This is a genomic window from Streptomyces sp. NPDC012835 (genome assembly GCF_042900885.1).
Classification (GTDB): Bacteria; Actinomycetota; Actinomycetes; order Streptomycetales; family Streptomycetaceae; genus Streptomyces.
Genome location: NZ_JBIBBW010000002.1, coordinates 252,717 through 266,425 on the forward strand (window position 1 = coordinate 252,717; position 13,709 = coordinate 266,425).

The 13,709-nt window shown below is 73.7% G+C and carries 13 protein-coding genes; 3 read left to right on the forward strand and 10 right to left on the reverse strand.

Annotated features, from left to right (window positions below; translation table 11 throughout):
- Positions 1-21: 21 nt before the first annotated feature.
- Positions 22-657 (forward strand): TIGR03085 family metal-binding protein, encoded by a 636-nt coding sequence (locus ACFY6S_RS08605; RefSeq protein ID WP_388820481.1) that lies wholly within the window; start codon positions 22-24, stop codon positions 655-657.
- Positions 658-833: 176 nt separating this feature from the next.
- On the opposite strand, the gene ACFY6S_RS08610 is transcribed toward ACFY6S_RS08605, so the two are convergent.
- The 10 genes from ACFY6S_RS08610 to hisD form a co-directional block, all read right to left on the reverse strand.
- Entirely contained in the window at positions 834-3,611 is a 2,778-nt protein-coding gene (locus tag ACFY6S_RS08610) for a LuxR C-terminal-related transcriptional regulator (protein WP_388820484.1), read from the reverse strand.
- Positions 3,612-3,741: 130 nt separating this feature from the next.
- Positions 3,742-4,656 carry an alpha/beta hydrolase gene (locus ACFY6S_RS08615; RefSeq protein ID WP_388820487.1) on the reverse strand — a complete coding sequence of 305 codons (915 nt, stop codon included), beginning with the start codon at positions 4,654-4,656 and terminating at the stop codon, positions 3,742-3,744.
- A gap of 253 nt (positions 4,657-4,909) precedes the next feature.
- Complete coding sequence (gene hisF, locus ACFY6S_RS08620) at positions 4,910-5,665, reverse strand: imidazole glycerol phosphate synthase subunit HisF (protein ID WP_388820490.1); 756 nt, start codon at positions 5,663-5,665, stop codon at positions 4,910-4,912.
- Positions 5,662-6,078 (reverse strand): RidA family protein, encoded by a 417-nt coding sequence (locus tag ACFY6S_RS08625; RefSeq protein WP_388820493.1) that lies wholly within the window; start codon positions 6,076-6,078, stop codon positions 5,662-5,664. The genes hisF and ACFY6S_RS08625 overlap by 4 nt, the downstream gene beginning before the upstream one ends.
- Positions 6,075-6,800 carry a bifunctional 1-(5-phosphoribosyl)-5-((5-phosphoribosylamino)methylideneamino)imidazole-4-carboxamide isomerase/phosphoribosylanthranilate isomerase PriA gene (gene priA / locus ACFY6S_RS08630; protein ID WP_388821549.1) on the reverse strand — a complete coding sequence of 242 codons (726 nt, stop codon included), beginning with the start codon at positions 6,798-6,800 and terminating at the stop codon, positions 6,075-6,077. The genes ACFY6S_RS08625 and priA overlap by 4 nt, the downstream gene beginning before the upstream one ends.
- Before the next feature lie 24 nt (positions 6,801-6,824).
- Positions 6,825-7,472: an imidazole glycerol phosphate synthase subunit HisH gene (gene hisH / locus ACFY6S_RS08635; protein ID WP_388820496.1), complete on the reverse strand. Its 648-nt coding sequence runs from the start codon at positions 7,470-7,472 to the stop codon at positions 6,825-6,827.
- A complete protein-coding gene (locus ACFY6S_RS08640) occupies positions 7,469-7,636 on the reverse strand; it encodes a hypothetical protein (RefSeq protein WP_388820499.1) in 168 nt (55 codons plus the stop codon). Before ACFY6S_RS08640 ends, hisH begins: the two co-directional genes overlap by 4 nt.
- A complete protein-coding gene (gene hisB, locus ACFY6S_RS08645) occupies positions 7,633-8,226 on the reverse strand; it encodes an imidazoleglycerol-phosphate dehydratase HisB (RefSeq protein ID WP_388820502.1) in 594 nt (197 codons plus the stop codon). Before hisB ends, ACFY6S_RS08640 begins: the two co-directional genes overlap by 4 nt.
- Positions 8,223-9,332, reverse strand: a complete 1,110-nt coding sequence (locus tag ACFY6S_RS08650; RefSeq protein WP_388820505.1) for a histidinol-phosphate transaminase — start codon at positions 9,330-9,332, stop codon at positions 8,223-8,225. Before ACFY6S_RS08650 ends, hisB begins: the two co-directional genes overlap by 4 nt.
- The gene (hisD, locus tag ACFY6S_RS08655; RefSeq protein WP_388820509.1) at positions 9,329-10,660 is read right to left on the reverse strand and encodes a histidinol dehydrogenase; all 1,332 of its coding nucleotides are present in this window, start codon (positions 10,658-10,660) and stop codon (positions 9,329-9,331) included. The genes ACFY6S_RS08650 and hisD overlap by 4 nt, the downstream gene beginning before the upstream one ends.
- 221 nt (positions 10,661-10,881) lie before the next feature.
- On the opposite strand from hisD, the gene ACFY6S_RS08660 reads away from it, so the two are divergent.
- The gene (locus tag ACFY6S_RS08660) at positions 10,882-12,483 is read left to right on the forward strand and encodes an oxidoreductase (protein WP_388820511.1); all 1,602 of its coding nucleotides are present in this window, start codon (positions 10,882-10,884) and stop codon (positions 12,481-12,483) included.
- Between the two features lie 195 nt (positions 12,484-12,678).
- Positions 12,679-13,707 (forward strand): hypothetical protein, encoded by a 1,029-nt coding sequence (locus tag ACFY6S_RS08665; protein WP_388820514.1) that lies wholly within the window; start codon positions 12,679-12,681, stop codon positions 13,705-13,707.
- The last annotated feature ends 2 nt before the right edge of the window (positions 13,708-13,709 follow it).

The window sequence follows — 13,709 nt, forward strand, 5'->3', positions numbered from 1 at the left end:
GGGCGCCGTAGGCTGGGGCCCATGTCGACCCATGCCAAGCGTGAACGACTTCTGCTCGCCGACCTGTTGGAGGCGGTGGGTCCCGACGCGCCGACGCTCTGTGACGGCTGGCTCGCGCGGGATCTCGCGGCCCATGTGGTGCTGCGCGAGCGGCGCCCCGACGCGGCGGGCGGGACGCTGCTGCCCGCCCTGCGGGGCCGGCTGGAGCGGGTGCAGGCCGAGTTCGTGGCGAAGCCGTACGAGGAGCTGATCCAGCTGATCCGTACGGGACCTCCGAAGATGTCCCCGTTCGGCATCAAGCAGCTGGACGAGGCGGCGAACACGGTGGAGTTCTACATCCACGCCGAGGACGTGCGCCGGGCGCGGCCCGGCTGGACGCCGCGTGAGCTGGACCGGGTCTTCTCGGACACGCTGTGGGCGCGGCTGGAGAAGGGCGGCCGGATGATGGGCCGCAAGTCCCCGGTGGGGCTGGTGCTGCGCCGCCCCGACGGGCAGACGACGGTCGCCCACCGGGGCACCCCGGTGGTGACGGTCACCGGCGAACCGGCCGAGCTGCTGCTGTTCGCGTTCGGGCGGCAGGCGGTGGCGGATGTGCGGCTGGAGGGCGACGAGGCCGCGATCGCGGCGGTCCGGGACGCGAAGCTGGGCATCGCGTAGGGCGTCGGACCGGGGCGCGGCCGTACCCGTACCCGGACACCCGCCCCTCTCCGCTCACCTGTCCGTACCCGTACCCGTGCCCTTGACCGGCACGGGTACGGGCGCCTCCGGGACCACCGGTTCGAGTGATCCGGCGGCGGGACGGACGCGTGTGCGTCGACGCGGGCTTCCGGTCGTCACCACGGTTCCGGTCCGGCCAGCAGGCGGGCCAGTTCGGTGCGTGAGCGCACGCCCAGCGCGGCGAAGACGTTGCGCAGATGGTGGTCGACGGTACGGGTGGAGACGGAGAGCCGGCGGGCGACCTCACGGTTGGTGGCTCCCTCGGCGACGCAGCGGGCGACGCGCTGCTGCTGCGGGGTGAGCAGGAGCAGCGGGGCCGCCGTGGCGGGGGTGTGCGCGGGGCGCGCGGGAGCCGGCTCGCCCGCGGCGCGCAGTTCGCCGCGTACCCGGTCGGTCCAGAGGAGGGCGCCGCACCGCTCGAAGGAGGCCAGGGCGTCGCGCAGCGGGGTGCGGGCCGCGCGGGGCCGGCGGCGACGGCGCAGCCAGTGGCCGTAGAGGAGTTGGGTACGGGCCCGTTCGAAGTCGCCGCCGGAGCGGTCGTGATGGGCGAGGGCCTCCTCGTACCGTGCGGCCGCCTCGGTGTCCGGGGCCAGCAGGGCTCGGCAGCGCGCGAGATGGGCCGGGGCGTGCGGGTCGGCGGTACGGGCGCTCCAGGCCGCGTACGCCTCGACCGCAGCGCGTGCGTCGGCGCCCCGGCCCGACAGGGCCGCCGCTTCCACGAAGCACGGGACGAGCGCCATCCGGGAGACGAAGTGGCCGGGCCGGGGGCCGGGGCCGACCAGGGGCGCGAGGAGGGTCGCGGCCTCGGCCGAGCGGCCGACGGCCAGTTCGGCGCGTGCGACGGCCCAGTCCGCGAGGGTCGTCGCGTGGAGCAGCCCGTGCGGGCCCGCGTCCGCCCGTGCCGCTTCCGCGTGGGCGGCGCAGGTGCGCGCGTCGCCCTCCACGGAGGCGGCGAGGGCGAGTACGGCGTGCAGGTGGGCGGCGGCGTTGCGCTGGCCGAGCCGGTCGGCGGCGGCCAGTCCCTCGTGGGCGTGCACCCGGGCCCGCGCGTGCCGGCCGGCCCGCAGTTCGCCGTAGGCGAGGTGCTCCAGGGCCTGCGGGAGCGACGCGTCGGGGCCGTGCGCCCGTACGGCGGCCAGCGCCCGCGCGCCCGCCCGGCAGGAGAGGTCCACCTCGCCGAGGAGGAGCGCGGCGATACCGGCGCGCAGCAGGGGCGCGGGGTCGCCGCCCGTCCCCGCGCCGGGGCGGGTGGCCGCGCTCCTCCCCAGCACCCGGGCGGCGTACCCGCGCAGCAGCGCCTCGCCCTCCCCCGGCCGGCCGGTGAGGAGTGCGCGGATGCCGGTGCGGTAGTGGTCGAACGCCGGATCGTCCGGGCTCGCCGGTACGCGGGTGATCGCGTCGAGGCAGCCGTGCGCGTCCCCGGCGGCCCAGGCCGCCTCCGCCGCGCCGAGCAGGGCGTGCACGGTCCGTACGGTGTCGTGGGGCGCCAGCAGCGCGGCGGCGGTGAGCAGGGCCTGCCCGGCGTCGGCTGCGGGGCCGTCGCGCAGGGCGAGGAGTCCGCGTACGTAGTGCGCGTGGCCCGGAGCGGGTTCGGCGCGGACCCGGGCGAGCAGGACACGCGCCCGGCCCGGCTCCCCGGCGAGCCAGGCGTGTTCGGCGGCGGCGGCGAACCGGGTGGCGCGCAGCGTCTCGTCCGGGGAGAGCGCGGCGGCCCGCGCCAGCGCCCCCGCCCGGTCGGTGTGCGGGGTGGGGGCGACGGCCGCCAAGGCGAGCGCGTCGGCGAGATCCGGGGCGTATCCGTCGGCGGCGCACGCGCGCTGGACCAGTCTCGGCAGGGCGTGGTCGGGGCCTTCGAGGGCCGCGGCGAGCAGCCGGTGCGCCGCGCGGCGGCGGCCGAGCGGGGCGGTGCGCAAGACGGCCCTGCGGGTCAGCTGGTGCGTGAAGCGGAGGCGGGAGCCGGCGCCGCGCAGCACCCCCGCGCTCTCGGCGGGGGTGATCCGGCCGGGGCCGATCCCGGCCAGCCGCCCGGCGCGCAGCAGCAGGCCGGTGTCCGCGCCCGCCCCTTCCGGCTCGTGTTCCTCGGCCGCGGCGGCGAGCAGCAGCAGCGCGCGGGTGTCGTCGGGCAGGGCGGCGAGCGGCGCCGCGTAGGCGTCGAGGAGGTCTTCGCCGCCGGGCAGCGGGTGCGGCAGCGGCTGCCGTCCCGCGAGGTGCTGCGGGGTGAGGTGGTGGGCGAGCGAGACCAGCAGCCGGGGGTTTCCGGCCGCCTCGCGTCGTAGCTGCTCCCGTACCGCCGCACCGATATGACAGCCCGTCAGATGTGTCAGCAGGTCATCGGCGGCGGCCCGGTCGAGGGGGCCGAGCCGGAGTGCGGGCAGTCCGGCGAGTTCCTCGGCGCCGCCCCGGCCGTCCGTGGCGGTGAGCAGGACGGCGACCGCGGCGCGGGGGGTGAGCCGGCGGGCCGCGAACGTCAGCGCGGCCCGCGAGCGCGGATCCCAGCTGTGTATGTCGTCGACGCAGACCAGCAGGGGCCGCCGGGCGCCGAGCGCGGTCAGCAGATCGAGCAGGGCCGCGGGCGCGAGTCCGGAGCGCAGGACGTCGGCGGGCCGTACCGGCAGCGGGAGCGCGTCGGGGGCCGAGCAGAGGAGGGCGTGGAGTCCGCTGTAGGGCAGCCACTGTTCGGCGGGGGCCGCCGCGGTGTGCAGGACCGGCCCGGCGCGGTGGTTCTCCGCGGTGTGCCGGGCCAGGGCGCTGCGCCCGAGGCCCGGCGGCCCGGTCAGTACGAGTGTGCTGCCGTGCCCGGCGGCCAGTCGGTCCAACATCTTTGCGAGCAGGGCCAGTTCACCGACGCGGCCGGACAGTCGGCGGGAGGCTTGACCGGTCGTGGAGGGGGTCACGGCGGTCAGGTTACTGCCGCGTAAACAGCCTCGGTAGGCAGCCGTCCGGTGCGGGTCCGTATTGCGCCATCCGTACGCCCCGTGCGGTCGCCGGGGCCTGCGGGGGCCACCGGCGACCGCTCGGGCCGGATCAGGACGTGTGCGGGCAGTTGCCCTGGTACTCCGCGATGGTGAGGCTCGCCTGCGGCAGCGGGCAGAGGAACTGCTCGTAGCGGGTGTCGCTGTCGATGAAGCGCTTGAGCCAGGACACGCTGTACTTGGCGATGGTGGTGTTCGCCGTGTTCGGTGTGAAGTGGGTCGCGCCCCGCAGCTTCAGGTACGCCTTGTCGAGCGAGCCGGGCAGCGACCGGTAGAACGGCTCGGTGTGGGTGGCGACCGGTGCGACGGTGTCACCGTCCGCCCCGACCAGCAGGGTGGGGGTCCGCAGCTGCGCCCAGTTCTTGTTCAGGTCCCAGGCGGTCAGCGGGACGGCCGCCTTCAGTGAAGGACGGCTCTGCGCGGCCTCCAGGCTGCCGCCCCCGCCCATGGAGTGGCCCATGACGCCCAGCCGCGCGCTGTCGATCCGGCCGCGCACGGCCGAGGTCTGGGTCAGGTAGTCGAGTGCGGAGAGGAGTTGGCGGCCCCGGCTGTCGGGGTCGTCCAGGGTGGTGTTGGTGTCGATGGTGAAGACGACGAAGCCCTGGGAGGCGAGCCGGGGGCCGAGCCAGGCGATGCTGGACTGGGTGGCGGTGAAGCCGGGCGAGACGGCCACCGCCCCGAAGGTGCCGTCGGCGGTGGAGGTCGGGTAGTAGATCGTGCCGCCGCCGAAGCCGCTGACACTCAGCGACGAGACCGTGGTCTGCGAGACGGCGTAACTGCCGCGCGCCGCCTCGATGCTGGCCACCGTGGGGGCGGGACCGCGCTCGTACGGGTTGTCGGCGACCAGTGCCTGGGCACCGGAGGCGCCGGGGATCAGCGCGGCGAACAGGCCCAGGGTCGTGAGTGCCGCCGCCCACAAGCCTTTGGCGGTGCGGGGGGACGCGGGCGCTGAGGAGTGCTGACGCACGATGGGGGGTCCTCTCGGTCGTGACGGAGCCACGCCGGAGGCCGTACGGATGCACCGGAGTGGGACCGCCGTTTGACGGGCGGTCGCCACTGTCGCGGCGCACACGATACGGAGGCATCGGCAAATTCACCGGCCTTGGCGAACCGCCCCGAACCCGGCCCGGAACACCGCCCCGAACCCGGCCCGGAACACCACCCCGAACCCGGCCCGGAAGACCCGGCCGGAACCGAAGGCCGTTCTCCCGGACCGGAGTTCAGCGCACCGGCTGTCCCGCCGCCCGCAGGGCGTCCTTGACCTCGGAGATCCGCAGATCGCCGAAGTGGAACACGGACGCGGCGAGTACGGCGTCGGCCCCGGCCTCGACGGCCGGCGCGAAGTGCTCAAGGCGGCCCGCGCCGCCGGACGCGATGACGGGCACGGTGACGTGCTTGCGGACCAGCTCGATCATGGCGGTGTCGTAGCCGTCCTTCGTGCCGTCCGCGTCCATCGAGTTGAGCAGGATCTCCCCCGCCCCCAGCTCGGCGGCGCGATGCGCCCACTCGACCGCTTCGACACCGGTCCCCCGGCGTCCGCCGTGCGTGGTGACCTCGAAGGAGCCGTCCGGGGTCCGCCGGGCGTCCACCGACAGCACCAGCACCTGGCTGCCGAACCGTTCCGCGATCTCCCGGATGAGGTCGGGCCTGGCGATCGCGGCGGTGTTGACCCCCACCTTGTCCGCACCGGCCCGCAGCAGCTTGTCGACATCGTCGGCGGTACGGACGCCACCGCCCACCGTGAGCGGGATGAAGACCTGCTCGGCGGTGCGGCGCACCACGTCGTACGTGGTCTCGCGGTCGCCGGAGGAGGCGGTGATGTCGAGGAACGTCAGCTCGTCGGCGCCCTCGGCGTCGTACAGCCTGGCCATCTCGACGGGGTCGCCCGCGTCGCGCAGGTTCTCGAAGTTGACGCCCTTGACCACCCGGCCCCGGTCCACGTCCAGGCAGGGAATGACCCGTACGGCCAGTGTCACGCGCCACCTCCGGGCGCCCGGTACGCCTCGACCTCGACCTCGACGACCAGGCTCGGGTCGATGAGTCCCGCCACCACGACCATCGAGGCGGCCGGGCGGGCCGCGTCGAACAGCTCCTTGTGGGCGCGGCCGACGTCGTCGGCGTCCCGGACATGGGTGAGGTACATGCGCGTGCGCACCACGTGCTCGGCGCCGAGCCCCAGTTCGCCCAGCGCCTTCAGGGCGACACCGAACGCGGTGACGGCCTGCTCGTAGGGGCCGCCCTCGGCGATCCGGCCGTCGATCACCGATGTGCAGCCGGAGACCAGGACCAGACCGTTCGGGAGTTCCACCGCGCGGGAGTAGCCGAAGGACTCCTCCCAGGGGCCGCCGGAGGCGATCTTCCGTACCGGCCGTACGGCTTCCTCGCTCATCCGGACACCGCCGCCAGGGCCTCTTCCAGCGTGAACGCCTTCGCGTACAGCGCCTTGCCGACGATCGCGCCCTCGACACCCGCCGGCACCAGGCCGGCGATGGCGCGCAGGTCGTCCAGCGAGGAGACCCCGCCGGAGGCGACCACCGGCCGGTCGGTGGCGGCGCAGACGTTCCTCAGCAGCTCCAGGTTGGGGCCCTGGAGGGTGCCGTCCTTGGCGATGTCGGTGACGACGTAGCGCGCGCAGCCCTCGGCGTCGAGCCGGGCCAGGGTCTCGTAGAGGTCGCCGCCGTCGCGGGTCCAGCCGCGGCCGCGCAGTGTCGTCCCGCGCACGTCGAGGCCGACCGCGATCTTGTCGCCGTGGCTCGCGATGATCTTCGCGACCCACTCGGGGGTCTCCAGCGCGGCCGTACCGAGGTTGACCCGGGTGCAGCCGGTGGCGAGGGCGGCGGCGAGCGTGTCGTCGTCGCGGATGCCGCCGGACAGTTCGACCTTGATGTCCATCGCGGCGGCGACCTCGGCGATCAGCGCGCGGTTGTCACCGGTGCCGAACGCCGCGTCGAGGTCGACGAGATGCAGCCACTCGGCGCCGGAGCGCTGCCAGGCGAGGGCGGCTTCGAGGGGGGAACCGTAGGAGGTCTCGGAACCCGACTCGCCGTGGACGAGCCGGACGGCCCGGCCGTCCCGGACGTCTACGGCGGGGAGGAGTTCGAGGGTCGGCACATCGGACTTCGGCACAGAGGGCATTCAGAGGGTTCCGATCCAGTTGGTCAGCAGCTGGGCGCCGGCGTCGCCGGACTTCTCGGGGTGGAACTGGGTGGCCCACAGGGCGCCGTTCTCCACGGCGGCGACGAACGGCTCGCCGTGCGTGGCCCAGGTGACCCGGGGGGCGCGGATCTTGGGGTTGGTGACCTCCAGGCCCCACTCCCGCACCGCGTAGGAGTGCACGAAGTAGAACCGGGCGTCGGCGTCGAGTCCGGCGAACAGCTCGCTGTCGGCGGGCGCCTCGACGGTGTTCCAGCCCATGTGCGGCACGACCGGGGCCTTGAGCGGCTCGACCGTTCCCGGCCACTCGTCGAGTCCCTCGCTCTCCACCCCGTGCTCGATGCCGCGCTCGAAGAGGATCTGCATTCCGACGCAGATCCCCATCACCGGGCGGCCACCGGCCAGCCTGCGGCCGATGACCCATTCGCCGCGGGCCGCCCGGAGCCCCGTCATGCAGGCGGAGAAGGCGCCGACGCCGGGGACGAGCAGCCCGTCGGCGTTCATGGCCCGGTCGAAGTCCCGGGTGATCTCGACCTCGGCGCCGGCCCTGGCGAGCGCGCGCTCGGCCGACCGGACATTGCCGAATCCGTAGTCGAAGACGACCACGTTCTTCCGGTTCACCGTGCTCATCCCCAGATTCCCTGAATACGGAGCGCTCCGGCGACGATACAGAGCGCCGAGCACAGGCCCAGCAGCACGATCACGCCCGTGGGCAGCTTCTGCTTGTGGAAGGAGTACGCGCCGCCGGCCAGGAAGAGTCCGACGAAGATCAGGATCGTCGACAGCCCGGTCACAGGGCGCCCTTCGTGGAGGGGAGGATTCCGACGGCGCGCGGGTCGCGCTCGGAGGCGTACCGCAGCGCGCGGGCGAGCGCCTTGAACTGGCACTCCACGATGTGGTGCGCGTTGCGTCCGTACGGGACGTGGACGTGCAGCGCGATCTGGGCCTGGGCGACGAAGGACTCCAGGATGTGCCGGGTCATCGTCGTGTCGTACGCGCCGATCATCGGCGCCATGTTCTCGGGCTCGGTGTGGACGAGGTACGGGCGCCCGGACAGGTCCACCGTCACCTGGGCCAGCGACTCGTCCAGCGGCACGGTGCAGTTGCCGAAGCGGTAGATGCCCACCTTGTCGCCGAGCGCCTGCTTGAAGGCGGCGCCGATCGCCAGGGCCGTGTCCTCGATGGTGTGGTGCGAGTCGATGTGCAGATCGCCCTCGGTCTTCACCGTGAGGTCGAACAGGCCGTGCCGGCCGAGCTGGTCGAGCATGTGGTCGTAGAAGCCGACCCCGGTCGACACGTCGACCTTTCCGCTGCCGTCGAGATCGATCTCGACGACGACGGACGTCTCCTTGGTTGTGCGTTCCACGCGGCCGATGCGGCTCATGCGCCCTGCTCCTTCTTGAGATCACGTACCGCGTCGAGGAACGCGTCGTTCTCGGCCGGGGTTCCCGCGGTGACCCGCAGCCGGCCCGGTACGCCGTTGTCGCGGACGAGGACACCCCGGTCGAGAATCCGCTGCCACGCGGTGTGGGAGTCCTCGAAGCGGCCGAACTGGACGAAGTTCGCGTCCGAGTCGGTGACCTCGTAACCGAGGGCGCGCAATTCGACGACCAGCCGGTCCCGCTCGGCCTTGAGCGTCTCGACGTACCCGAGCAGCGTATCGGTGTGCTCCAGCGCGGCGAGCGCGGTGGCCTGGGTGACGGCGGACAGGTGGTACGGCAGCCGCACCAGCTGGACCGCGTCGACCACGGCGGGGTGCGCGGCCAGATAGCCGAGACGCAGCCCGGCGGCCCCGAACGCCTTGGACATCGTGCGGGAGACGACCAGGTGGGGGCGGCCCTCGATGAGCGGCAGCAGGGAGGGGCGGTGGCTGAACTCGACGTACGCCTCGTCCACGACGACCAGCGAAGGCCGGGCGGCCTGGGCCGCCTCGTACAGCGCGAGGACGGTGTCCGCGTCGACGGCGGTGCCGGTGGGGTTGTTGGGCGAGGTGATGAAGACGACCTCGGGCCGGTGCTCGGCGAGCGCCTGCCGCGCGGCCGCCACGTCGATGGTGAAGTCCGCGTGGCGCGGACCCGAGATCCAGCCGGTGCCCGTGCCGCGCGCGATGAGGGCGTGCATCGAGTAGGAGGGCTCGAAGCCGATCGCCGTGCGGCCGGGGCCGCCGAAGGTCTGGAGGAGCTGCTGGATGACCTCGTTGGAGCCGTTGGCGGCCCAGACGTCGGCCGCCGTCAGCGGGTGGTTCCCGGTGCGGCTGAGGTAGCGGGCCAGCTCGGTGCGCAGCTCCACCGCGTCCCGGTCCGGGTAGCGGTTGAGGGTCCGTGCGGCCTCGCGGACGCGCTCGGTGATCCGGTCCACCAGCGGTTCGGGCAGCGGGTAGGGGTTCTCGTTGGTGTTGAGCTGTACGGGGACGTCCAGCTGGGGCGCGCCGTAGGGGGACGTGCCGCGCAGCTCGTCCCGTACGGGCAGGTCTTCGATACCGAACGTCACTTTCCGGGCACCTTCCACGCGAACCTGGCCTTGACCGCGGCGCCGTGCGCGGGCAGGTCCTCGGCCTCCGCGAGCGTCACCACGTGGTGGGCGACGTCCGCGAGCGCGTCCTCGCTGTAGTCGACGATGTGGATGCCGCGCAGGAACGACTGCACCGAGAGGCCCGAGGAGTGGCAGGCGCATCCGCCGGTCGGCAGGACGTGGTTGGAGCCCGCGCAGTAGTCGCCGAGGGAGACGGGGGCGTACGGGCCGACGAACACGGCGCCCGCGTTGCGCACGCGCCCGGCGACGGCGGTGGCGTCGGCGGTCTGGATCTCCAGGTGTTCGGCGCCGTACGCGTTGACGACCCGCAGTCCGTCCTCGACGGAGTCGACCAGCACGACGGCCGACTGGCGGCCGGTGAGCGCGGGGACCACCCGGTCCTCGATGTGTTTGGTCGCCGCGACCTGCGGCTCCAGTTCCTTGTCGACCGCGTCGGCCAGCTCCGCCGAGTCGGTGACGAGGACGGCGGCGGCGAGCGGGTCGTGCTCGGCCTGGCTGATCAGGTCGGCCGCGACGTGCACCGGGTCGGCGGTGTCGTCGGCGAGGATCGCGATCTCGGTGGGTCCGGCCTCGGCGTCGATGCCGATCCGGCCGGTGAAGTACCGCTTGGCGGCGGCGACCCAGATGTTGCCGGGGCCCGTGACCATGTTCACGGGCGCGCAGCCGTCGGGGCCCGTCGTCCCGTACGCGAACATCGCGACGGCCGAGGCGCCGCCCGCCGCGTACACCTCGTCGATCCCGAGCAGCGCGCACGCGGCCAGGATCGTGGGGTGCGGCAGGCCGCCGAACTCACGCTGCGCGGGTGAGGCCAGCGCGATCGACTCGACGCCCGCCTCCTGCGCCGGCACCACATTCATGATCACGGAGGACGGGTAGACGGAGCGCCCGCCGGGCGCGTACAGCCCGACCCGCTCGACCGGCACCCACTTCTCGGTGACCGAGCCGCCCGGCACCACCTGGGTGGTGTGCGGGGAGCGGCGCTGGGCGCTGTGCACCAGCCGGGCGCGGCGGATCGACTCCTCCAGCGCGGCCCGCACGGCGGGGTCCAGCGCCTCCAGGGCGGCCGTGAGGGCGGCGGCGGGCACCCGGACCCGTTCCAGTTCCACACCGTCGAACTTCGCCGCGGCCTCGATCAGCGCCGCCGTGCCCCGATGCCGCACGTCCTCACAGAGCGGCCGGACCCTCTCCAGGGCGGCTTCCACATCGAAATCGGCTCGGGGCAGCAGGTCACGCAGGGCTCCGCCCTCGGGGAGGGGTTCGCCGCGCAGATCGATTCGTGAGATCACGGGGTCAATTCTCGCAGACCGGACCGGGCCGTCGGACGGCCGTATCACTGGCTGATACATGACGCCACCACCGCCGCACACCATCCATGTCACTCGGTGTGTTCAGCACGCCACGGAGAGGGAACAACGAGGGTACGGAGCAACTGCCCGCAGTTGTACGGACCGGCTGTCATCAGTTGTTCGGACCACCTGTACGCACACGGGGAAGCGGAGGCGCGGCCGTGACCGAGCCGCAGTACGACGAATCTCCCGACTGGCTCAGCGCGGCGGAACTCGGCATGTGGCAGTCGTTCCGCAACGGCAGTACGTACGACCTGAGCACATCGGACCCCCTGCTCGACGATCCCTTCGCGCCGCGCCCCTGGGGCACGGAGCGCAGCGTGCGCGCCCGTGTGGTCGCCCTGCTGCTGCTCAGCGGCCCTACGGCACTGCCCGGCAGAGTGGCGGCACTCAAACTGTGCGGCCTGCAGATCACCGGGACGCTCAACCTCGCGGGCGGCACGATCGCGCCCTATGTGGAGCTGACACACTGCCGCTTCGAGAACGAGGTGGTGCTGCCCGAGTCGCACTTCACCACCCTGCGCATGGTGAGCTGCGCGATCCCCCGGCTGGAGGCGGCCCGGCTGCACACCGAGGGTGATCTCCATCTGCCCCGCTGCCGGGTCGAGCGGGGTATCCGGCTGACCGACGCCCAGATCGGCACGGATCTGCTGATCAGCGAGATCAACGTACGGCCCGACCGGCTCGGCCGGGCCATCGCGGCCGACGGCCTGGTCGTCGCGCAGGATCTCCAGGCCGACCAGATCGAGACCTACGGCGAGGTGAGTCTGCGGGGCGCGAAGATCGGTGTGTCGCTGAGCCTGCGCGGCAGCCGGCTGCGCGCGGCGGAGGAGCGGCGCGCCCTCAACGCCCCGCAGCTGACGGTCGAGCGCACACTGCACATGACCGGCGCGTGGGTGGACGACGACACCGGCGGCTCGGACATCACGCCCCCGCACGGCGTCAGCGCCGGCTCCGCGGCCCTGCTCGGCGCCCGGCTCCAGCGCTTCGAGTGCCGGGGCGGGGTGCGGCTGGACGACGGCCGGTTCGGGGACGCGGTCGACGTCGACCAGGCGCGGTTCTTCATGACCTCGGCCGAGGAGCTGTCACTGCGCCGGATCGCCACCCCCGAGCTGCGGTTCACCTGCGAGCACATCGAGGAGGGCCGCGTCGTGCTGAGCGGCGCGCGGATCGTCACCCTGATCGACATGTCGACGAGCTGGCCGGGCCCCGGCGGTCTGGGCATGGGCGGCTTCACGTACGAGAACCTCGTCCCGTTCGGCCACTTCCCGCTCATCCGCCGGCTGGAGTGGCTGTCGGCGGCGACGCCGGAGTACTCCCCCGAGCCGTACGAACGGCTGGCGCAGGTCCTGCGGCACAGCGGCGAGGACGCGGACGCCCGCGAGGTGCTCCTCGCCAAGCAGCGCCGCCGCCGCGAGACGCTCCCCCTGGCCGGGAAGTTCTGGGGCTACATCCAGGACTGGACGGTGGCGTACGGCTACCGTCCGGGGCGGGCGGCGCTGTGGATGGCCGTGCTGTGGGGCGCGAGCACCCTGGCCTTCGCGCGCAACGCCCCGCCGGCCATGCGCGGGGAGGAGCACCCGGCGTGGAACCCGGGACTCTACGCGCTCGATCTGCTGATCCCGGTCATCGACTTCGGGCAGGACGGCTTCTGGCTGGTGTCGGGCGGCTGGCAGTGGATGGCGGCGGCCCTCACCGTCGTGGGCTGGATCCTGGCGACGACGGTCGCGGCGGGTGCGACCCGGGTGCTGCGCCGGGGGTGAGCCGGGCGGGCGCCCGGTGGGGCCGCTCCCCGCCGGCTGCCCCGGCCGCCGGGTGCCCGTAGCCGCCCCACGCCCCCGGCCGCCGCCCCGGGTCACCCGTGCGGAGGGCGGGCCGCGATCCCCTCCCTTTCCGTGCCCTTTCGATACGAAAGCTTCACGCGGGCCCCCTGGCGCCCTCGTCCGGGCCCGCTTTCAATGGTCCGCACCATGTCTTTTCTCCGTGCCCTGATCAGCACCGCCCGCATGGTCCGGCACACCTCGCACCTCGCCGCCGGGCTGCCGCCCGACCATGAGGTGCTGCTCGACGCGCCCGACGACCGGCTGGCGCCCGCGCTGGTCTCCGCCGCGCTCGGCGAATACGACCGGGCGGCCGAGGTGCTCGCGGCCACGCGGGAGTCGGCCGAATGGGAGAACCGCGACCGGTACGTCACCCGGCTGGCCGCGTTCGCCAAGAGCCGGGACGCCTGGCTGACCGCCTGGCTGCGGGCCGCGCCGCACGATCCGGACGCGCTGCTGGTGCGCGCCGAGCTGGCCGTGCACCGCGCCTGGGAGTCGCCGGTCCGCGCGGAGCGGCTGCGGGAGACGGGCCCGCTGATCGACGCGGCGGCGGAGGGCGACCCGCGCGACCCGGTGCCCTGGCGCGTGGCCCTGGATCACGCGCGGGGTTCGCACGCCCCGCACTCCGCGTTCGAGACGCTGTGGGAACAGGCCGTGCACCGCTCCTCGCACCACTACGGCTGCCATGTCGCGGCCCTCAAATACCTGTCGGCGCACTGGTACGGCTCGCACCGCGAGTGCTTCGCCTTCGCGGAGGACGCGGCGCGGGACGCCCTGCCGGGCTCCCTGGTGCGGGCGCTGCCGGTGCGGGCGGCGTTCATCCAGCTGCTCGGCGGGGACCCCACGCCGCTCCAGGCGGACCGGATCGATGCGGCGGCCGAACTGGCGATCGAGGTCTCGGCGGCGTACGAGCGGAACGACCCGTGGCCGGCCGAGGTGCGCAATCTGCTGGCGTTCGTGCTGGTGGAGCGGGGGCGGTGGACGGCGGCGCTCGAACAGTTCCGGCTGATCGGGCCGTACGCCACCTCCTTCCCGTGGATCTGCCTGACGGAGGATCCGCTCGCCAGGTTCCTCGAAACGCGGCACGCCGTGCGGATCCAGGTGGCCTCGGCGACGCCTTTGCGGCGCCGGGCCGACCGGGAAGGGGCCCGCGGCCATTACGCTTGACC